This is a genomic window from Azospirillum sp. P4_B5, from assembly GCF_056402275.1.
This window is the reverse complement of record NZ_JBFUHT010000005.1, coordinates 1-20778: the sequence shown is the minus strand read 5'-3', so window position 1 is coordinate 20778 and position 20778 is coordinate 1. Positions and strand designations below refer to the sequence as shown.

Sequence of the window (20778 nt, the reverse complement as noted above, 5' to 3'; positions counted from 1 at the left end):
TGTGGGGACCGGCGGGACTACGGTCGCCGAGCTGCCGGGCGGCTCAGCGACCGTTCCTAAGTCGCAGCCCCGGCCCCAGCCGGGAGACACGCCTCACCCCGCAAGGGCGCGTGCCGAAATGGCGCAAACTGTGGGTGCTCATGGGAAAACAAACACTTCGACCAGGAAACAGGGCAGACGAACGCAGACGACCCGGACGCTCAAAGCGCCGGGGTGATAAGTCGCAGAAGGGCGTTCGTGTGGTCGATGCGGGTCATGGGCCACACTGTGCGCAGGCAGGCTTGCTCTGTCAAGCCGCGATTCCATGAAATCTTCTGTCGCGGAGCGGGGTTTCAGCTGAAGAACAGGCGGTAGAGGACCGGCAGCAGGATCGCCGTCACCAGCCCGTTCAGCCCCATCCCCAACCCGGCGAAGGCCCCCGCCACCTCGTTCACCTGGAGCGCGCGGGCGGTGCCGATGCCATGCGCGGCCACCCCCATGCCGAAGCCGCGCGCCCGCCAGTCCGTCACACGGACGAGGTTCAGGACCCAGGTGCCGAAGGACGCGGCGATGATCCCGGTCAGGATCACGAAGACCGCGGTCAGGGAGGGCAGGCCGCCGATCTGCTCCGACACGCCCATCGCGATGGGGGAGGTCACCGACTTCGGCGCCAGCGACAGCATGGTCCGCTCCGACGCGCCCAGCGCCCAGGCGATGGCGACGGCGCTCAGCGCCGACGCGGCGGAGCCGGTCAGCAGGGCGACCAGCAGCGCCACGGCGGAGCGGCGGACCTGCTGGAACTGGCGGTAGAGCGGGACCGCCAGCGCCACCGTGGCCGGGCCGAGCAGGAAATGCACGAACTGCGCGCCGTCGAAATAGGTCCGGTAGTCGATCCCCGCCACCATCAGCGTCGCGGCGATCAGCAGCACCGCGATCATCACGGGGTTCAGCGCGGGGCGCCGCCCGAACCGCTCGAACACCCACATCCCCGCCTGATAGGCGGCCAGCGTCAGGGTCAGGCCGGCGAGCGGGCTGGCCGACAGATAGACCCAGATCTCGTGGAAATCGGGGCTCATGGCGCGTTCTCCCCACTGCCGGTTTTCCCGTTGCCGGATTCGGCGTCCGGGCCGCGGCGGCTCAGGATACTCATCACCCAGGCGGTCAGCGCGACGCCGATCAGCGTGCTGCCCAGCAGGGCGGCGACGATGGGCAGGGCCTCCGCCTCCAGCCGGTTCAGGTGCGCCATCACCCCGACGCCCGCCGGAACGAAGAGAAGGGAGAGGTGACGCAGGATGCCGCCCGCCGTCTCCTGCAGCGGCTCCGGCACGCCGCCGCGGACCAGCAGGCCGACGAACAGCAGGACCATGCCCAGCACCGGTCCCGGAACGGGCAGATGCAGCAGGCGGGCGGTCAGCTCCCCCGCCAGCTGGCAGGAGAGAAGTAGGGTCAGGGTGCCGAGCATCGGCAGGCTCCGGGCTTTTCGGGGAGGTGGCCGCAGCCTAATCCCGGAGGGTGCCATGGGGGGAGAGGATATGCCCTACCGCGCCAGCAGTTGAGCCTTGAGCCAGTCGCGCACCTCGCGGCAGACGGCCTCGGCGGTCTCGTCCAGACAGTGGCCGGCGCCGGGCATCAGGACCAGCTTCTTCGGCTCGCGCGCCATGCGGTGGACGTGGATGGAGCACATCGGCGTCAGCGCCTCGTCGGCCTCGCCGTGGATCATCAGCACGGGGCAACGGAGGTCCGCCACCGCGTCGGTGCCCAACCCCTGGGTCGCCAGCGTCACCACCGTGCAGACCGCGCCGCGGTTCGAGGCCGCGGCCTGGATCGCCACCGCGCCGCCGAAGGAATGGCCGACCAGGGCGACATGGTGGATGCCCATCCGGCCGAGAAAGGTCAGGCCGCACAGCGCGTCGTAGACCGCCTCGTCCAGCGCGCGGGGGTTGCGGTAGCGGATGCGCAGCGAGGCGATGCCATCCGGAGTGAGGTCCTTGGCCAGCCGCGGATAAAGCCCGTGGGCCGGCGAGTCGAAGCCGCCGCCGACGCCGCCGAGCCAGATGACGCCCAGCGTTCCCGCCGCCTTATGCCCACCGGGTGCTGTGTAGAGACGGGCGTCCACGGTGCCGCGGTCGGTGTCCATCCGCACGGGGGCGAACCCCTCGTCCACGGTTTCGCCGATCTGCGCCGACAGGAGCGGCATGGGTGTTCTCCGGCTTGCCAAGGTCTTGCGGGAGTTAACAAGCCACCGGGCATCTCTGTTGCTCCGGCGTGCTGCTTCGGAACCTCGCCGCACCGTCTCCGGTTGTGCCGAGAGGCGGTCCGCGACACGGGCCGCATTCCGATGCCTCCGCAGCCCGGCTGTTGGCGTCGGGCAAAGCCGTGCAACTGAAAAGAAGTGCGACACATGCTCAAACAGATTTCGGTCGATACCGTGAAGCAGGCCGCCGACCTCGCGTACGAGGCCGTGGCCGACCGCCAGCGTTTCCTCGCGGGAATGCGCAACATCGACCTCGGGGAGCAGACCAGCGAACGCGGTTCGCGGAACCCGACCGATCTCGACGCCCTCAGCATCCTGTCTTCCGACGCCAGTGGAGCGTTGAGCCAGTTGAACCGGATGCTGGAGGACCTGACCCCCGAACAGCGGATGGAATTGCGCGCGGTCATGTTCGTCGGGCGCGGCGATTTCGCCGGAAACCAGTGGGACCGCGCGCTGGACGAGGCCGGGCGGGCCCCGGACGCCACCCACTACACCGACATCGCGGAGCGCATCGACCTGCACCGCGACCTGATGAAGGGGCTGTACGAGCTGGACCTGCTGAAGAAGAAGGACGGGCAATGACCAGGGGCCGGGATGGCGGGTGGCGCCCGGAGGGCTCCGCCGGGACGCTCGAACGCTGGGCCGCCATCCTCGGCGGCACGGCGCTGGGTTTTGCCGGGGTGCGGCGGGGAAGCTGGACGCTGTCTGCGCTCGGCGGCGGGCTGTTTCTCGCCGGGGCGGCGGGGGTTCCGCTGTCCAGCCCGCTGCGGCAGGCCGCGCTGCCGGCGCTGCGCCGGGAGCCGACGACCACCCAGGCGAACGTCACCATCGCGGTCCCGGCCGAGAAACTGTTCCGCCACTGGCGCAACGTCCGCCATCTGGCGGCGCTGTTCCCCCACCTCGACGCCGTGGAGATCCTGTCCGACACGGAAAGCCGCTGGAAGGCTCATGGCCCCGGCGGCGTTCCGGTGGTCTGGAACAGCCGGCTCGACAAGGTCCGGGAGAACGAACTCATCACTTGGCACACGCTGGAGGGGGCGGATCTGCCGCACCGCGGCACCGTCCTGTTCCGTCCGGCGCCGGGCGGCCGTGGGACGGAGGTCAGCCTGACGCTGGCCTACCACCCGCCGGGCGGCGCTGGCGGCAACGCCGTGTCCCGGCTGTTCGGCGCCGCGCCTGAGCAGCAGGCGCGCGAGGCGTTGCGCCGCCTGAAGCGGATCATGGAGGTCGGGGAGCTTCCCACCATCGACGGCCAGCCGAGCGGGCGGGCCGAGCGGGGCGGGTCGCGGTCGCGAATGCAGGAGGTGACGGGATGAGGGCGCTCTGCTGGAACGGCGTGAACGACCTGCGGGTGGAGCGGGTGCCGGACCCCACGATCCTCGGCCCGCAGGACGCGATCATCAAGGTCGGCCTGTCCTCGGTCTGCGGGTCGGACCTGCATCTGATCGGCGGCTACGTCCCCACCATGCGGGCCGGCGACATCATCGGCCATGAATTCCTGGGCGAGGTGGTCGAGAAGGGGCCGGAGGTGACGCGGCTGAACCGCGGCGACCGGGTGATCACCGTGTCGATCATCGGTTGCGGCAAATGCTGGCATTGCCAGCACGAGGAGTTCTCGCTCTGCGACAACTCCAACCCGCAACCGGCCTTCGAGGAGGCGGCCTACGGGCATTGCACCGCCGGCATCTTCGGCTACAGCCACGCCTTCGGCGGCTATGCCGGGAGCCACGCCGAATACATCCGCGTCCCCTTCGCCGACACCAACTGCTTCCGTGTGCCGGAGGGAGTGACGGACGAGCAGGCGGTCTTCGTCTCCGACGCCGTGCCGACCGGCTACATGGCCGCCGACATGAGCAACATCAAGCCGGGCGACGTGGTGGCCGTCTGGGGCTGCGGCGGCGTCGGCCAGATGGCAATGAAGAGCGCCTTCCTGATGGGGGCGGAGCGGGTGATCGGCATCGACCGTTTCCCCGACCGGCTGCGCGCCGCCCAGATGAAAGCGGGTGCGGAGACGCTGGATTACAGCCGCGTCGACATCTACGACGCCCTGCTGGCGATGACCGGCGGGCGCGGGCCGGACGTCTGCATCGACGCGGTGGGCATGGAGGCCGACAGCGGCGCCTCCGCCCTGGAGGACTTGTACGACCGCGGCAAGCAGGCCCTGCGGCTGGAGAGCGACCGGCCCGCCGTCCTGCGCCAGATGATCCAGTGCTGTCGCAAGGGCGGCACGCTGTCCATCGTCGGCGTCTATGGCGGCCTCATCGACAAGTTCCCCATGGGAGCGGCGATGAACAAGGCGCTGACCTTCCGCATGGGCCAACAGCACGGCCAGCGCTACGTCAAGCGCCTGTTCGAGCACATCGAGAAGGGCGACCTCGACCCATCCTACCTGTTGACCCACAAATGGGCGTTGGACGACGCCCCCCAGGGCTACCGCATGTTCAAGGAGAAGGCCGACGACTGCATGCGGGTCGTCTTCGCGCCGTAACGGCGGGCCGTTATAAGGGGTGGAAGGCCATGAAGATCGTCTACGCCTACTTGGCGGAGAAGGGGCGCGGCGTCGAGGCCGAGATCGTCGGGGACTTGCGCGACCGCTGCGGCCACGTTGCCCAAACCGCACGCGAGGAGCGCGACGCGGAGCGCGGCGGCGCCGTCGATGTCATCGTCACGCTGGAACTGGACGACTCCCAGCGGGACACCGCCCTCAACAGGCTGCGCGCCCACCCCGCGGTGATCGACGCCGCGGCGGAGAGCTTCGGGGAGCGGGTGTAGGACTCATGCAACGACAGCGGGCTCGGCTCCCGCGGAGTCGCCCAACGGGCGGGTGACGAAGAACGCGCACAACATCTCGTGGCGCTCCCTTCGATGATACCGCAGATGTTCGTCATCAACCCCGTCGCCCATGGGACGAAGCCGGTCGGCGCCTGTTGGGGGCGGTGGTCGAAACAGTGCGGTGGAACATCCCGTGTCGAGTCCTCCCGATGCAGCGCACGCCGGCGGCTCGGCCTTTGCCGTCCGCCGTTGTCCCATAGGCGTCGAACCCGCGCCCGGTGACCGGGTGTTGGCGCGGGTCTGGGCGCCCGCCTGTCGCAGTGTCCGGCTGCTGGTCGGACCGGAGGAGCGCGCGGTGGCGCTGGACGCGGAGGGCGACGGCTATTTCTCCGCGATGGTGGAGGGGGTGCCGGTGGGCAGCCTCTACCGGTTCCGGTTGGACGACGGCCCGGCCTTCCCCGACCCGGCGTCCCGCTTCCAGCCCGAGGGGCCGGAAGGGCCGTCGCAGGTCGTGGACGCGTCCGCCTTCGCCTGGACCGACGCCGGCTGGGCGGGATGCGGCCTGCGCGGGCAGGTGGTCTATGAGATGCACATCGGCACCTTCACGCCGGAGGGCAACTGGGCGGCGGCGGCGCGCGAACTTCCGGGTCTGGCGGAGCTGGGGGTGACCGTCCTGGAACTCATGCCGGTGGCCGAGTTCCCGGGCCGCTTCGGCTGGGGCTACGACGGGGTGGATTTGTTCGCCCCGACCCGGCTCTACGGTGGGCCGGACGACATGCGGCGCTTCGTGGACCGCGCCCACGCGCTGGGCCTCGCGGTGATCCTGGACGTCGTCTACAACCACCTTGGCCCAAGCGGAAATTTCCTGTCCCGCTTCTCCCCGGACTACTTCACCACCCGCTACAAGAACGAGTGGGGCGACGCGCTCAACTTCGACGGCCCGAACTGCGGCCCGGTGCGGGAGTTCTTCCGGGCGAACGCCGCCTTCTGGATCGACGAGTACCATCTCGACGGGCTGCGGCTGGACGCCACCCAGCAGATATTCGACCGCTCCACCCCGCACATCATCCAGGAGATCGGGCAGGCCGTCCGCCAGGCGGCGCGCGGGCGCGGCACGCTGCTGATCGGGGAGAACGAATCCCAGCATGCCGCCATGGCCACTCCGGTGGAGCGGGGCGGCTGCGGGCTGGACGCTCTGTGGAACGACGATTTCCACCACGCGGCCCAGGTCGCGCTGACCGGGCGGAACGAGGCCTACTACACCGACTACCGCGGCACGCCGCAGGAATTGCTGTCGGCCGTCAAGCACGGCTTCCTCTATCAGGGGCAATGGTACCGCTGGCAGGGCAAGCGGCGGGGGACGCCTGCCTATGAGCTGCCGCGGCCGGCCTTTGTCACCTTCCTCCAGAACCACGACCAGATCGCCAATTCGGGCCGCGGCCAGCGGATCCACGCCCTGACCACGCCGGGGCGCTTCCGGGCGCTGACCGCGCTGACGCTGCTGGGCCCCGGCACGCCGATGCTGTTCCAGGGGCAGGAGTTCGCGGCCAGCGCACCTTTCTATTACTTCGCCGACCACGAACCCGATCTGGCCGCCAAGGTGGAGACGGGACGGGCGGAGTTCCTGTCCCAGTTTTCCAGCCTCGCCACCCCCGCCATGCGCGCCCATCTGACGCGCCCGCAGGACGAGGAGACCTTCCGGCGCTGCACGCTCGACCACGCGGAACGGGACGCCCACGCCGAAGTCTGGGCGCTGCACCGCGACCTTCTGCGCCTGCGCCGCGAGGACCCGGTGTTCCGCGCACAGGGCGACGGCGGGCTGGACGGCGCCGTGCTGGGCGAGGAGGCGTTCGTCCTGCGCGTCTTCGGTGCGAAGGAGGGCGGTGCGAAGGAGGGCGGTGCGGGAGACGACCGGCTGCTGCTGGTCAATCTGGGGCGCGACCTGCGGCTAGACGTCCTGCCGGAACCGCTGCTGGCGCCGCCGGTTGGCAGGGAGTGGACGCCGCTGTGGGCCAGCGAGGACCCGCGTTACGGCGGCTGCGGCATCGCCCCGCTGGAATCCTCGGACGGTGGCTGGCGGCTTCCCGGCCACGCGGCGGTCGTCCTGGCCGCCAAGGACGTTGTTCCGGACGAGGAACGTCCGGACGGGGAACGGGGCGAAGACAACGGCGCGAGCGCTCAGGAGGCCCATGGCTGATTTCATCCGCAAGATCACCAGCGACGCCCTGCGATCCGCGCCGGACGCCGCGCTGTCCCGCGAATGGCTGGTCGCCAACGGGCTTGGCGGCTACGCCTCCTCCTCCCTGTCGGGGGCGGTGACGCGGCGCTATCACGGGTTGCTGGTGGCGGCCCTGCCGGCGCCGCTGGGCCGCGTGGTGATGCTGAGCCAGCTCAACGACGTGCTGATTGAGCCGGACGGCACCGAGCGGCGGCTGACCGGCCACAACCCGCAGGCGGACCAGTGGCCCGACCCGAACTACCCGTCGGACGCCGCCCCCTCCGGTCTTGCCGAATTCCGCATGGAGTCCGGGCTGCCGGTCTGGCGCTACGAATTCGGCGACGTGGTGATCGAGAAGCAGATCGTGCTGCCGCACTTGCAGAACATCGTCCACGTCACCTACCGGGTGGTCAAGGCACCGCAGCCGATCTTCCTGCGCCTGCGCCCGGTGATGGCCTTCCGCAAGCTGGAATCGGCGGTGGACGAGCCGCTGGCCCGCGACTACCGCGTCACCGCCCGCGGCCACGAGTACGAGATCTGGGCGGGGCCGGAACTGCCGGTGCTGCGCATGACCATCGAGGGGGCGGAGCTTCCCCTGACCCTGGACGGCGGGGCGCGGCGCGACATCGTCTATCCGGTGGAGGCCGAGCGTGGGTACGAATCGCGCGGCTCGCTGTGGACGCCCGGCTATTTCAGCGGCCCGCTCAGCCAGGGCCAGACGCTGAGCTTCGTCGCGGCGACGGAGCCCTGGCAACGGCTGTGGGCGCTGCCGCCCGCCGATGTCCTGCGCTTCGAGAAGGAGCGGCGGCGCCGCATCGTCGGGACGGCCCATCCGTCGCTGCGCGAGGGGGCGATGGCGGAGCTGGTGCTGTCGGCGGACAGCTTCCTGTTCGTGCCGGCGGGCCGCGTCGCCGACCAGATGCGCGCCCGCGCCGAGGGGGACGAGGTGCGCACGGTGATCGCCGGCTACCACTGGTTCACCGACTGGGGCCGCGACACCATGATCAGCCTGGAGGGGCTGACCCTGACCACCGGGCGCCACATGGAGGCCGGCTGGATTCTGCGCACCTTCGCGCATTACATCCGCGACGGGCTGATCCCCAACATGTTCCCCGACGGCAAGGACGAGGGGCTGTACCACACCGCCGACGCCACACTGTGGTTCTTCCACGCGCTGAACCGCTATGTCCACGCGACCGGGGACCGCCACACGCTGCAACTGCTGCTGCCCCGTCTGGTCGAGGTGATCGACCATCACCGGCGCGGCACCCGCTTCGGCATCACCGTGGACCAGGGCGACGGGCTGCTGCGCCAGGGGCGGGAGGGCTACCAGCTCACCTGGATGGACGCGAAGGTCGAGGACTGGGTGGTCACGCCACGCCGGGGAAAGGCGGTGGAGATCAACGCGCTCTGGTACAACGCGCTGTGCCTGACCGCCGGCTGGCTGACCGAGGAGGGCGACGCCATGGCCGCCCGCCCGCTGGAGGAGCTGGCCGAACGGGCACGCGCCTCCTTCAACGCGCGCTTCTGGTGCGCCCACGCCGGGCACCTTTATGACGTGGTGGACGGGGAGCGGGGGGACGACGACGCCTGCCGGCCCAACCAGATCTTCGCCGTCTCGCTCGACAACCCGGTGCTCGACCGCGCCCGCTGGGAGCCGGTGGTGGAAACGGTGCGGCAACGGCTGCTGACCCCGGTCGGGCTGCGCTCGCTGGCGCCGGGACAGCGCGACTACAAGTCGAAATACTTCGGCGATCTGCGCGCCCGCGACGCCGCCTATCACCAGGGCACGGTCTGGGCGTGGCTGATCGGCCCCTATGTCGATGCGTGGCTGAAGCTGCACCCGGAGGACAACGCCGGGGCGCGCGAGCTGCTCCAGGGCTTCCTGCCCCATCTGGACCAGGCGGGGATCGGCACCATTTCCGAGATCTTCGACGCCGAGCCGCCCTTCAGTCCGCGCGGCTGCATCTCGCAGGCCTGGAGCGTGGCGGAAGTCCTGCGTTGCTGGGCGGCGACGGCCGAGGATCGGTGACCGGCTCCCCTCCCCGCACAGCCTATGAAAAGCGTCATAAGAACTTAAGGAGAGAGGGTGCGAAAGCCGGCTGGTTACTGAACAGAAAGCGGAGGTGCGGAGAAAGCGCGAATCGATGACGGGTCTATAACATTGGCGAAACCCACATTTTGTTGAAGGTTTCTGCCGCCCGTGTCTATGATCGCTGGCGGGTTGAGAAAGAAAATGCACGAACTCACGGCCGTGTGAGCGACCCGCACAGGATAATGTCGGGAGGGGTCATGCTGGCACTGCTGTCGAAGCCCACGCGCCCGGCGGTCGATTGGGACCGTTTGGGCCAGCGGATCCTGGACCAGACCGCTCAGCCCTGTTGGGTGGTGGATCGCGAGCTGGTCACCGTCGGCGTCAACCCGGCGCTGTGCGCGTTGCTCGGCTATCGGGCCGGGGAGCTGATCGGAAACCACCTGCTGGCCTATGTGGCCGAGGACAGCCGGAGCGTCCTGGAGCGGCAGGCGGCCATCCGCGACCTGACTCCGCACCGCAGCTACGACGTCACCCTGATCCGCTCCGATGGGACGCCGGTCCGCGCGATCTTCAACGACTCGCGGCTGGACGGCGAGACCGGCGGAACGGCGCCGGCCTTTTGCATCTTCGTCACCGACATCACCCGCCGTGTCGAAGAGGAGACGCAGCGCGCTCGGCGGGTGGACCAGCTGGCGGACGCGGTCGCGCGCATGAACCGCTTCCTGGGGCAGATCTGCCAGGAGCTGAAGGATCCGCTGAGCGCCATCCTTGGCGCGACGCAGATGATATCCTCCGACGTGGCGTCTCCCGATCCGGCGGTCGGCAGCCAAGCGCCGGGGACCGCGCATCTGGGCGCCTACGCAGCGCTGTGCAGCGACGCCGGGCGGCAGATGATGCGGACCATCGAGAACCTGTCGTTGTGGTCCCGCCTGCAGCTGAATCAGGTGCCGCTTGATCTGCGCGTCTATGAGTTGGGCGGCCTTCTCCAGGACGTGCTGGAGGAATTGGAGCCGCGCGCCCGCGCCCGCGATATCCTGATCGTCAACCGCATCGTCGCCCTTCCGGTGTTGGGCGACCTGTCCGCGCTGAGCACCGTGCTGAAGCATCTGATCGAGAACGCGGTGCGCTTCTCGCCTTCGGGAAGCATCGTCATGCTGACCGCCGCCCTGACGGACGGGCGGGTGACCGTGCGGGTTCAGGACAATGGGCTGGGCATTCCGGAGGAGTTTCAGCCCCATCTGTTCCGTATCGACCCGCACCACGCCGCGCCCGGTGCCGACGGGGAGGTGGGGAGCGGCCTCGGCCTGCTGATCTGCAAGGCGCTGGTCGAGCGCATGGGCGGCGGAATCCGCGTCTTCAGCAAGCCGGGCGGTGGAACCGCGGTGACGGTGGCCTTGACTCCGGGAGGGTGTGGCGGATTGTGACGCTGGCGAACGGATGGTCGGGCGAACCGTTTCGACCGGTCGGAGAAGAAACGGCGAGATCGGAGTGCCCCTTGCGGGGAGTTCGAACCTTCAGTTGTCAACAGGGCACAGACCCGCGCGAAATCGCCGCGCCGGGAGTCCGGCATCAGAATCCAATTGACAGGCGTGAGCGCTGCAACACCCATCGGAATCTGGAAAGGCGATGCATTTCAATGGTTTGTGTGACATGCTCAAAATTTGGGCAAATCGGGCTATGGCCTTGTCGCGCTTGACTCGAATCGGGAAAAGCCGGGCCTTGTCAACACAGTTATCCACAGACTCTGTGGAGAGCCTACGCGGGAGGTGAGGGAGTCGGCACCCGGCCCCTAACCTTTGGCGGGAGGCCCGTCCAATCAGAATAAGTACTTCAGATTTTAGGTTCCGCGCGTTTTTGCCGCTATAGTGGTCGCGCCTCATCCCGCCGTATTGCCTCAATCCAATCGGCGCCGGATGAGCAATGACGGGAGGGGTGCCCATGCTGGATGTCTATGGGACGTCTTGCCCGGCGGCGCGTCCGCGATGGCCGTGGCGCGCGGCGACCGGTGAATCGCGGTGCCGGCGCGTGCAAGGATTTGCCGTTCCGGCGTCGGCGGCGGCGATGCTGTCCGCGTTGATCCTCCATCTGCTGCTGACCCTGGCCGCCCATTTGGGCGATGCCGATGTGGCCGGGGTGCTGACGGTGGCGGTGGGCATGGTGGCGGTCCTGGTTGTCCTGCTTCCCTTCGCCCTGCTGTGCATCCGGCAGGCGCAGAGGGCGCTGGCCGCCGGGTCGGAGCGTCGTGGGACGATGGCTTCGCCGCCAGGTTGAAGCACCGCCGTCCGGGGACATCACGCCAGGGAAATCGCGCCGGGGAAATCACGGTTGCCCCTTTTTGCAAGTCCGCGCATAAAGTGACGACGCCGTGGCGATGGACGGCGCTGTTCGGCGGGGGCGGTGCATGGGGTTGTTCGATTTTCTGAAAGTGACCGTCAAGGACGAGAAGAAGGCGCCGCCGCGCCGGCCCAACGCGTCCGCTGGCCCATCGAACGTGATCGAGTTCGATGGCAAGAGTTTCCCCTTGGCCGGGGTTAGTCACAAGGGTTTCGTGGCGACCGGCTTCGACGGGTCCTTGATCCCCAGCCAGACCGCGCGCATCACGGTGCGGATCGATGACGCCTGCGGCAAGTTTTCCTTCGCCGCCACCGTGACCATCGAGGACGTCAAGGGCGGGTCGGTGTCCGGCGCCTGGAACATGCTGCCGCCGGAGGTCGAGGCGACCATCCGCAAATATCTGCAGATCCGCAAGCAGAAGACTGGAAAGTAAGGGGTCTGGTCCGCTTCAGCGGCCGGCGCCGCTCAGTTGATGGTTTGGAGGGGGGCGGCGCCGGCCTTTGCCCCAGCCTTCACCAGAGTGGGGACCATCGCCGTGGCCGGCGTGGCGATCTGGTGCATCCGCTCGATCCATTCCGACAGGGTGACGAACTCGCAGCCCTTCGCGCGCATCGCGGCGATCACGCGGGGCAGGGCGTTCAGGGTGGACGGGTAGGTGGAATGCAGCAGCAGCACGCTGCCGGTTCCCGCCTCGGTCTTCACATGCTGCACGATGCGGTCGGGGTCGCGGACCTGCCAGTCGCGGGTGTCCACGGTCCATAGCACGGGGCTCATGCTCTCCTCGCGGGCGATCGCCAGCAGGTCCGGCGTGTAGCGTCCATAGGGCGGCCGGAACAGCACCGGGTTGGCGCCGAACCCGCGCAGGATGCGGTTGGCCTCGGCAATCTCGTGCCGCTGTGCGTCGGGGTCCATGGCGCGCAGGTCGGCGTGGGTCAGGCTGTGGTTGCCGATTTCGTGCCCGGCGGCGATGAAGTCGCGGATCACCTCGCCCTGGTTCTCGGCGACGCTGGCAACCGGAAAATAGGTCACGGGAATCTTCTCGCGGTTCAGCACGTCCAGGATCTGGCGGGTGACCACACGGTGCGGCCCGTCGTCGAAGGTGAGGGCGCAGAGGTTCCAGCCCTCCTCCTTCAGCGTTGCCGGCATGACGTCGAGCGCCGTGTCGGGGATCACCGCGCCCAGCCGGCCCTTGCGGCGCACCGATTTCTCAATGGCGGCCATGGTCCGGGCGGCTTCCGGGGGGTAGGTGATCGCGACGTCGGCCTTGCCGTCCCCGCCGGGGCGTGGCGTGGCGAGTTGTGCGCTGTCGGCGGGGGGCCTGATCTCCGGCGCTTGGGGCGTTGCCTGAGGCGTTGCTTGGGGCGGTGCGGGCAGGGGGGGCGCGTCGAGAACGAGGCAGCCGAACCCGGCGCCGAGCATGCGGCGGCACAGCGCCGTCACGTCCAGCCCCACGGGGGCGGTGGCCCGCAGGGCGACACCCTCGCCCTGGCGCCGCGCGTCGAGCGGAACGACCGCCGGGCTGAGCCCGTCCGCGAGATCGGGGGAGCGGCGGCGCAGGCTGTCCCACGCCCACCAGGCATCGCCCTCCCTTTGGAAAAGGCCGAGTTGCAGCAGCGACGGTCCGTCCGCGGCGCGGGCGGCGGTATCCGGGAGCGCCATCAGCGTCCCCGCGGCCAGCGGCAGCGCGAATAGAGAGGTGCGGAAGCGGCGCATGCCCGTGAGGAGGCAGGACGTCAGGGAGCGTCCGCTTTCAGGCCGGTTCACACATTTATCCTCCGGATCGTCGCTTTCGTCGAATACCACCCCTTCGGGATTAATTCAAACGGCGCGGGGTCCGTCGGCCTCCCCGTTTCGACCATCCCTTGGTGAGGAACTTCGGTGTTCCGGCACGGTTGACGGGAAGCGCGCCCGGTCTAAAAGCCCATTCCCACAGGAAGGCATGACGGGCGCGGAACGAGAACCGAAAGGAGGCAGCCCGGATGGCGGACGACTTGGAAAGCCGGATCAGAGCGCGCGCTCACCAGATCTGGGAGCGTGAAGGCCGTCCGGAGGATCGCGCCGCGGACCACTGGACGCTGGCCCGCGAGGAAATCGCCATTGAGGACAATTACCGGGACACCTTGCGCCCGAACCCGGCCCGCGGTCCCGACGACACCGCCGAGCGGACCGAGCCGGTCGAGCCCGTGCTGAGCATGGAAAACCAGGGCGAGATGCCGGGCATCGCCGATCAGGGCGAGGAGTTCCGCATTCCCGGCCAAGCCCGCGACTCCTGAACGCGGCCCGCGCCACGCCGCTTTCGTCATGTCGTGCTTAAAGAGGACCCCCATGGACACGAACCTGGAAATCGCCTTCCACAACATGGACTCCCAGCCGGAGCTGGAGGCCTACATCCGCGAACGGGCGGAAAAGACGGAAAAGCTGTTCGACCGGCTGGTCGGCATGCGGGTCGCCGTGGAAGCGCAGCACCGCCAGCACAAGACCGGCAACGTCTTCGACGTCCACATTGAGTTGATGGTGCCGGGCCAGGACATCGTGGTCAGCCGCAAGCCGAACAAAGCGAAGGAACGCTACGCCAATCCCGACGCCCGGACCTCGATCCGCGACGCCTTCGAAGCCGCGGAGCGGCAGTTGAAGGAATACAAGGACAAGATGCGCCGCGATGTGAAGGTCCATGATCCGGAACAGCCCGGCCGCGTGTCGCAGCTCAACCCGAACGAGGACCATGGCTTCATCACGACCAACACCGGAACGCAGCTCTATTTCCACCGGAACAGCTGCCTGAACGTCGACATGGACCAGCTCAAGACCGGCGATCCGGTGAAGTATGTGGAAGCCACGGGCGACACCGGTCCGACCGCCTCCAAGGTCTGGCGCGCGTCCGGATCCGACACCGAATTGCGGGCCACCTGACGTGAAAGCACCCGCGAACCGGCGGGGGCTTTTTCTTTGGGCCACTTTCTTTGAGTTGTTTGCCTTCGGGTCAAACCCTCTGGGCCGGGGGCATCGGGTCGGCCAAGGTGGGATCGGCCAAGGTGGGATCGGCCAAGGTGGGATCGGCCGAGGTCGGGTCTGTCGAGTCCGGCGCCGCGGCGGGGACGGGGTCCTCATTCAGGTCATAGATGTCCGGGTGGAGGCGGACGGCGTCGCGGTCGTCCACCGTCGCCGTCCAATAGACGAAGCGCACCGGCACCGGCTGGCTCAGCTTGATCCACTGCGGTTCCTGCCGGTCCAGCATGCGGTCGAGCCGCATCGTGGACACATGCTCGGTCGCCAGCAGCGCCTCGGCCATGCCGCGCGCGTCCTCAAGGCGCACGCAGCCGGAACTGACGGTGCGGACCTCGCGCTCGAACAGCCTCGGTTCGTTGGTGCCGTGCAGATAGATGTTGTAGGGGTTGGTCATGTTGAAACGGTACCGGCCCAGCGCGTTGTGGTCGCCGGGCTGCTGGACGATCCGCACGCGGCGCGGCGAGACGTTGCGCCAGTCCACGACCGCCGGCTCCACCGGGGCACCGTCCAGGTAGACCACCGCGTTCGCGATGCCCGGCGTGCCCTTGGCCCGCAGCAGGGGCAGCTTGTCCTCCTTGAGGACGGTGGGGGGCACGGTCCAGGTGGGGTTCACGATCACATGGGTGATCTGGTCCTGAAGCAGCGGCGTCTCGCGCGACGGGCGTCCGACGATCGAACGCATGGTCAGGGCCTCCTCCCCGTCGCGGACCAGCGTGGTGGTCTGGCTGGGCAGGTTCACCAAAATCACGGTGTCGGGGGCGGTGTCGCGGAAGGCGCGCATGGACAGCGCGCTGCGCCGCATCTGGACGGCCGCCTCCTGCGGGCTGCGGTCCAACGCCACCCGCGTTCCGCCGCCGACCAGCCCATCCACCTTCATGCGCTGGGCGAACTGAAAGGCGCGCACCGCGGTGTCCACCCGGTCATCGAACACATCGCCTTGGCGTGCCCGGTCGAGAAAACCCAATTCGGCCAAGCGTTGCGTCAACCGTTCCACGCGCTCGCCGCTGCTGCCCTTCTTGAGAAGCGGGCCGGACCCGGTGCGGGTGACCGGGCGCTCCGGTGCCGCCTCCAGCACCGTGGCGGCTGCGTCCAGCCGGTCGGCCCAGCCGGTCAGGGTGTCGCGGTAGGAGGCCGCCTCGGCGGTGGCCCGGGTGGCGGCCGAACCGGCGATCACGGACAGCGCCAGCGTCAGCGCGGCCAGGATCGGCGCCGGGCGGCGTCGTCGGTCGGTAAGCGTCTGGGATGCGTGCATGGTCCGTCCTCGACTGGCGGGAGGTCCGATCCCCCGTCCTTTCTATCAAATGTAGTACGTGATCCCCTGCCCGGCGAGGCGGGGACGCGCTTCGATAGGGTCGGGAAATCGGCGTAAGGCCTCCGGCCGAGGGGCGACCGTCCCGCGGTGCCGGTGCCGCGAACGACCGGAAGCCGAATTGTGACCGATTCGGGCCATTTTCGGGTTGATCCCGGTCAAGCCCTAGCCTATAGGAAATAGTCGTTCGCTATGACCATACTAAATTTGGTCTTATTCGAACAATCCATAGGGGGTCGTCCGGCGCTGGAACGGTGCGGCCCGATCACCAAAATGCATAGGGAGTGATGCTTTTGGGGAATGACGACCGTGCCGCGCCGCTGAATGGGCGCGAGACCGGCCGCCGTGGGTTTCTGACCTTCGCCGCCGCCGCCTTGACCGCCATGGCCGTTCCGGTCCTGGTGCCCGCCGCACCGGCCCTTGCGGCCCCCCTGGCCGGCGGCGTCCGCCGCCTGTCCCTGCACAACATCAACACCAACGAGCAGTTCAGCGGCGTCTATTGGGCCGATGGCGCCTATCGCCCGGACGCGCTGAAGAAGCTGGACGTGCTGTTGCGCGACCATCGGGCCAAGCAGGTCGGCCGCTACGACCCGCGTCTGTTCGATGTCCTGGCCCGCCTGCACCAGACGCTGGACAGCGACGAGCCCTTCCGGGTCATCTGCGGGTACCGGTCGCGCCGCACCAACGCCATGGCCCGCCGCCGCTCGCGCGGGGTCGCGAAGGAAAGCTACCACACCCGCGGCATGGCCATCGACGTGATGCTGCCGGATGTTGAACTGAAGGCCATCGCCACCGCCGCCCGCGGCATGGAGGCCGGCGGTGTCGGTTTCTACCCGCGCAGCGGCTTCGTGCACATCGACACCGGCCCGGTCCGCGCTTGGTGACTTGCGGTCCATGGCTGGGCGAGATCATCGTCACGGGCGTCATAGGCTGACTTGCCGTACGCCGTGTCCCGGGGGCCTGCCCAGTCGGTAGGCACCCCGGAACCATGGGCCGACACGCCGGTTGCTCCAATCGGAATTCCCCCGAACGAGCAACACGGAGGGCGACGAAGGCGATGTTCTGCAAACACGATCTGGAACGACTCCTGACCGTCGATGCCGCCCCGGCGGTGTCCATTTTCCTGCCCACCCACATCGCCGGGCGCGACATCCGCCAAGACGTGATCCGGCTGCGCAACCTGCTCTCCAAGGCACAGGACCAGCTGTGCGAGAAGCACGGCCTGCGCCGGCCCGACGCCGAGGCCTTCCTCAAGCCGGCTTCCGACCTGTTGGAGCAGAACGAGTTCTGGCGCCACATGGACCGTGGTCTGGCGATTTTCCTGGCCAAGGGCGTGTCGGCCATCCACCGCGTGCCCGTCGAGCTGCCGGAGGAGGTGGTCGTCAACTCCCGCTTCACGCTGCGGCCGCTGCTGCCGCTGCTGGCGGACGACGGAGCCTTCATGATCCTGGCCGTCACGGCGGGTCGTGCCCGCCTGTTCTGCGCGACCCGTCACGGCATCGCGGAGGAAGATGCCGGCCTGCCGCAGGGTGTCGCGGAAATCCATGCCGAAACCAATTACGAGAACAACCTGCACTCCGCCCCGCCGGCCCGCCATGCCGACCGCACGGATCGGGGCGGCGTGTCGATGGTCAAGACGCACAACTTCGGCGAAGACCCCGAGGAACTGCGCAAGGCCCATCTCATCGAGTATCTCGGGCGGGTCGGCGGCCGCGTGCGGGATCATCTGAAACCCTTCCGCGGCCCGCTCGTTCTGGTGGCCGACGAGGAGATCCAGGGGCATCTGCGCAAAGATGCACATCTTCAAGGGATACTGGAGGATGGGGTCGTGACGAACCCCGACGCCCTGGAGATCGACGACCTGCATCGCCGCGCCTATGCGGTGGTGCGGCCGATGTTCGAGTCGACACGGCGGACGGCGGTGGAGCGGTTCAACGCCCTCTATGGCGACCGCAACACGGCGGAGCGGACGACGACGCGGGCCGAGGATGTGATGGTGGCGGCGCGCGAGGGACGGGTTGGGGTTCTTCTGGTGGCCGAGAACGGCAAGGTCTGGGGCCACTTCCGGGAAGACTATCACCGGGCCTTTCCGTTGCACCACGAAACGGACGGCGCCATCGACCTTGTCGAGGAGGCCGCCACGGAAACGCTCCTGCGCGGCGGGGAGGTGCATGTGGTGACCAAGGAGGAACTGCCGTCCGGCGCCTCGACCGCAGCGATCCTGCGCTTTTGATTCTGAACTTCCGGCGCTTCAACTTTCCGGCTGGCGGGGGGCGTGGGATGGCGCCGCCCCGCCGTCGACTCGTCGTCAGGTGGACACCTTGCTGGGCTTGCCGACGCTGGGCTTGCCGATGGGCGCCTTTCCGGCGCGGTAAATGTCCGCCGGGTCCCACACGGCACCATGGCGCCGCCGCTTTCCGCCGGGCGCCGCATCGGCCTTGACGCGGGGTTTGGCGGCGGTCTTCAGAACCGCCTTGCCGCCCGGTGCCACGGTGCCTGCCTTCGGCGATGCCGGACCCGCCAGCACGATCCCCCCCGCTGAAAAGGCGGTCGTCGGCGCCGCGGCCGGAAACGCGGGGTCCCCCGACTCGCCCTCCTCCCGTGCGTCGCGCAGATGGGGCGACAGGGAACTCAGAAGCGACAAGAGTTCGTCGCCTACGCTGTCCGGTGCGGCCCGCCACAAGCGCAGCATGCGCGCTTCGCGGCGGCTGATCGAACTGTCACTGATCCGGGCGTCGTCCGCGGCGGGCGCTTTTCCGGGGAGGGCTTGCGGGTCGTCATAGCAATCGAAGAAAAAGCTGACTGGAACGCCAAGTACCAGTCCGAGACGATAAAGCGTCCCGGCGGAAATGCGGTTGGAGCCTCGTTCGTATTTCTGAACCTGCTGAAACGTCAGGCCAATGGCCTCGCCCAGCTTCTCCTGGCTCATACCCAGCAAGGTGCGGCGCATACGCACGCGCTGCCCGACATGAGCGTCGACCGACCAGGATTCGGGTGATCCGCGTCGCCCTCTTTTGCGTACCGCAGGTTCGCTCATGGATCCGGAACTCCAATGCTTGCGAATAAATATGTAGGATTTGAGAATGTCGCCAAGATTGTTCACACAGAACTTTCGGACAGGCAAGCGGAATCTCTGAAATTACTGCGCCGGTGCCATGACTTGGACAGGCATAACGGCATATCGACTCTCTGACGCCCTTGCGGCGCCGGGAAGCTGAAAACGTTGATTGCGGTGTTCTGCCGGCATCGCGCGTGTCGGTTGCGTGGCGGCTGCGCCGCGGTGGCAGGGAAACAAACGGGGTGGAACGGGGCGGCAAGCATGCCGAATATGTCGAATTGTGGGAATTCGCAGCCCGCGGGTTGGTGTGGAAACACTTTGATAATCAAATTCGGATAGGTCGCATCGGATGGAGTTCGCGCCACAGGCCGCACCGGGCCGGCAGGGTCGGCATGGTGGGGCCGGTAGGCGGCGATGATCGGCGGCGACGCTCCCCTGCGCCGCCGGATCGCAATCAAAGGATCAGGTCGATGCAGACAAGCAGTCTGGCGGGGCGCTTCAAAGTCGGAACCCGCATTTACTTCGGTTTCCTCGTGGTTCTTCTGCTGCTTGCGGTGGTCGTCGCCATCGGTGTACGGGGCCTCGGGGTGGCGCGGGATGGCTTCGAATCCTACGCGGCGGTGAGCAACCACTCGATCCAGGTCAGCTCCATCGACGCACAGGTCGCCCAGATGCGCCGCCTCGCCTTGACCTTCAACACGTTCGGGGACCCGAAGGTGGCGGATCAGGTGCGCGCCGTCCAGGCGACCCTCGTGAAGGACCTGCGGGGCGCGCTCGACGGAACGACCGGCGAGCGTCGTGCCCTGCTGGAGCGTATGAACCAGGTCTTCGCCAACTACGTGACCGACTTCAACACGCTGGCGGAGCTTCGCCTGCGCCGCGACCGCCTCTACGCCGAGCAGCTCGTCCCGGCGGGCGAGAAGGCGCGCGAGACCGTCTCGCAACTCGTCTCCACCCTGATCGCCGACGGCGAGCACGAGGCGGCGGCCAACGCCGCCCTCGCGCAGGAGCAGCTGCTGCTGGCGCGGCTGGCCGCGTCGCGCTTCTTCACCAGCCCGAACGAGTCGATCATCGCGGAGGTGTCGGCCCGTGACGACGCCTTCGGCGAGGCCATCCGCCGGGCGACCGAGCGACTGAACAACCCGGCGCGCCGGGCCGCCGCGCTGGCCGCCGACCAGTTGGCCGACCGCTACGTCTCGCTGTTCCGCGAGACCGCCGCCGTCATGCTGGAAAACGCCCGGCTGGTCGATGTGATGGGCGCCCGCGGGGTCGAGTTCGCCGACCTCTCCGACCGCACCGTCGCGATCGAGGGCAAGGATCGCGACGGCGTTCTGGCCGAAACCACCGGCAGCATGGACCGCACCCTGTCGGCCAACATGACGATCGCGGCCGGCGCCTTCCTGTTCGGCCTGCTTCTGGCCTGGGCGGTGGCGCGGTCCATCGTGAAGCCGGTCGTGTCGATGACCGAGACGATGACGAACCTCGCCGGCGGCGACCTGACGGTGACCATCCCGGCGCTGGCCAACCGCGACGAGATCGGGCGGATGGCCCATGCGGTTCAGGTGTTCAAGGACAACGCCATCCAGAAGAAGGCGATGGACGAGGCCGAGCGCGAGCGCCTGGAGGCCGAGCGCCGCGCCGACGAGGCACAGCGCGCCCGCGAAACGGCGATCGGCGAGGAGATCGCCGCGCTGATCGACGGCGTGTCGAAGGGCGACCTGTCGCGCCGCCTCGACCTGACCGGCAAGGACGGCTTCTACAAGACCATGTCGGCGGGCATCAACCGCCTGACCGACACGGTCGAGGCGGTCAT

Annotated in this window: 20 protein-coding genes; 14 read left to right on the top strand and 6 right to left on the bottom strand. The window is 68.4% G+C overall.

The window, feature by feature from the left end; genetic code table 11:
* Positions 1-332 precede the first annotated feature (332 nt).
* The 3 genes from AC1DVI_RS05000 to AC1DVI_RS04990 form a co-directional block, all read right to left on the bottom strand.
* Entirely contained in the window at positions 333-1055 is a 723-nt protein-coding gene (locus AC1DVI_RS05000) for an LrgB family protein (protein ID WP_476956996.1), read from the bottom strand.
* Positions 1052-1441 carry a CidA/LrgA family protein gene (locus AC1DVI_RS04995; protein ID WP_476956995.1) on the bottom strand — a complete coding sequence of 130 codons (390 nt, stop codon included), beginning with the start codon at positions 1439-1441 and terminating at the stop codon, positions 1052-1054. The genes AC1DVI_RS05000 and AC1DVI_RS04995 overlap by 4 nt, the downstream gene beginning before the upstream one ends.
* Positions 1442-1516: 75 nt before the next feature.
* Entirely contained in the window at positions 1517-2176 is a 660-nt protein-coding gene (locus AC1DVI_RS04990) for an alpha/beta hydrolase (RefSeq protein WP_476956994.1), read from the bottom strand.
* A gap of 204 nt (positions 2177-2380) precedes the next feature.
* Between AC1DVI_RS04990 and AC1DVI_RS04985 the strand changes: the two genes are divergently transcribed.
* From AC1DVI_RS04985 to AC1DVI_RS04945, 9 genes are all read left to right on the top strand, one after another.
* Positions 2381-2815: a DUF3775 domain-containing protein gene (locus tag AC1DVI_RS04985; RefSeq protein WP_038526583.1), complete on the top strand. Its 435-nt coding sequence runs from the start codon at positions 2381-2383 to the stop codon at positions 2813-2815.
* On the top strand, positions 2812-3549 hold the full coding sequence (locus tag AC1DVI_RS04980) for an SRPBCC family protein (protein WP_476956993.1): 738 nt from the start codon (positions 2812-2814) through the stop codon (positions 3547-3549). The genes AC1DVI_RS04985 and AC1DVI_RS04980 overlap by 4 nt, the downstream gene beginning before the upstream one ends.
* On the top strand, positions 3546-4721 hold the full coding sequence (locus AC1DVI_RS04975; RefSeq protein WP_476956992.1) for a zinc-dependent alcohol dehydrogenase: 1176 nt from the start codon (positions 3546-3548) through the stop codon (positions 4719-4721). Before AC1DVI_RS04980 ends, AC1DVI_RS04975 begins: the two co-directional genes overlap by 4 nt.
* 29 nt (positions 4722-4750) lie before the next feature.
* Positions 4751-5005 (top strand): hypothetical protein, encoded by a 255-nt coding sequence (locus AC1DVI_RS04970; protein WP_476956991.1) that lies wholly within the window; start codon positions 4751-4753, stop codon positions 5003-5005.
* 289 nt (positions 5006-5294) lie between these two features.
* The gene (treZ, locus tag AC1DVI_RS04965; protein ID WP_476956990.1) at positions 5295-7202 is read left to right on the top strand and encodes a malto-oligosyltrehalose trehalohydrolase; all 1908 of its coding nucleotides are present in this window, start codon (positions 5295-5297) and stop codon (positions 7200-7202) included.
* Entirely contained in the window at positions 7195-9255 is a 2061-nt protein-coding gene (locus tag AC1DVI_RS04960) for an amylo-alpha-1,6-glucosidase (protein WP_476956989.1), read from the top strand. The genes treZ and AC1DVI_RS04960 overlap by 8 nt, the downstream gene beginning before the upstream one ends.
* Before the next feature lie 260 nt (positions 9256-9515).
* On the top strand, positions 9516-10682 hold the full coding sequence (locus AC1DVI_RS04955; protein WP_476956988.1) for a sensor histidine kinase: 1167 nt from the start codon (positions 9516-9518) through the stop codon (positions 10680-10682).
* Between the two features lie 601 nt (positions 10683-11283).
* Positions 11284-11529 (top strand): hypothetical protein, encoded by a 246-nt coding sequence (locus tag AC1DVI_RS04950; RefSeq protein WP_476956987.1) that lies wholly within the window; start codon positions 11284-11286, stop codon positions 11527-11529.
* Between the two features lie 130 nt (positions 11530-11659).
* Positions 11660-12025, top strand: coding sequence for a hypothetical protein (locus tag AC1DVI_RS04945; RefSeq protein WP_476956986.1), 366 nt, complete (start codon positions 11660-11662; stop codon positions 12023-12025).
* Positions 12026-12057: 32 nt separating this feature from the next.
* Here the strand turns inward: AC1DVI_RS04945 and AC1DVI_RS04940 are convergent, their stop codons facing one another.
* The gene (locus tag AC1DVI_RS04940; protein ID WP_476956985.1) at positions 12058-13356 is read right to left on the bottom strand and encodes a polysaccharide deacetylase family protein; all 1299 of its coding nucleotides are present in this window, start codon (positions 13354-13356) and stop codon (positions 12058-12060) included.
* A gap of 215 nt (positions 13357-13571) precedes the next feature.
* On the opposite strand from AC1DVI_RS04940, the gene AC1DVI_RS04935 reads away from it, so the two are divergent.
* Positions 13572-13865: a DUF2934 domain-containing protein gene (locus AC1DVI_RS04935; protein ID WP_149163097.1), complete on the top strand. Its 294-nt coding sequence runs from the start codon at positions 13572-13574 to the stop codon at positions 13863-13865.
* A 52-nt stretch (positions 13866-13917) separates the two neighbouring features.
* Complete coding sequence (locus tag AC1DVI_RS04930) at positions 13918-14502, top strand: HPF/RaiA family ribosome-associated protein (protein WP_170295702.1); 585 nt, start codon at positions 13918-13920, stop codon at positions 14500-14502.
* A 70-nt stretch (positions 14503-14572) separates the two neighbouring features.
* On the opposite strand, the gene AC1DVI_RS04925 is transcribed toward AC1DVI_RS04930, so the two are convergent.
* Complete coding sequence (locus tag AC1DVI_RS04925) at positions 14573-15850, bottom strand: L,D-transpeptidase family protein (RefSeq protein WP_476956984.1); 1278 nt, start codon at positions 15848-15850, stop codon at positions 14573-14575.
* Positions 15851-16194: 344 nt separating this feature from the next.
* Here AC1DVI_RS04925 and mepK point away from each other — a divergent pair, with 344 nt between their 5' ends.
* Together mepK and AC1DVI_RS04915 are read left to right on the top strand one after the other, a co-directional pair.
* A complete protein-coding gene (gene mepK, locus AC1DVI_RS04920) occupies positions 16195-16791 on the top strand; it encodes a peptidoglycan L,D-endopeptidase MepK (RefSeq protein ID WP_476956983.1) in 597 nt (198 codons plus the stop codon).
* Between the two features lie 173 nt (positions 16792-16964).
* Entirely contained in the window at positions 16965-18140 is a 1176-nt protein-coding gene (locus tag AC1DVI_RS04915; protein WP_476956982.1) for a baeRF3 domain-containing protein, read from the top strand.
* A 75-nt stretch (positions 18141-18215) separates the two neighbouring features.
* On the opposite strand, the gene AC1DVI_RS04910 is transcribed toward AC1DVI_RS04915, so the two are convergent.
* Entirely contained in the window at positions 18216-18944 is a 729-nt protein-coding gene (locus AC1DVI_RS04910; protein WP_476956981.1) for a helix-turn-helix domain-containing protein, read from the bottom strand.
* Positions 18945-19435: 491 nt separating this feature from the next.
* Between AC1DVI_RS04910 and AC1DVI_RS04905 the strand changes: the two genes are divergently transcribed.
* Positions 19436-20778, top strand: a 1343-nt coding sequence (locus AC1DVI_RS04905; protein WP_476956980.1) for a HAMP domain-containing protein, incomplete at its 3' end; no start/stop codon positions are given.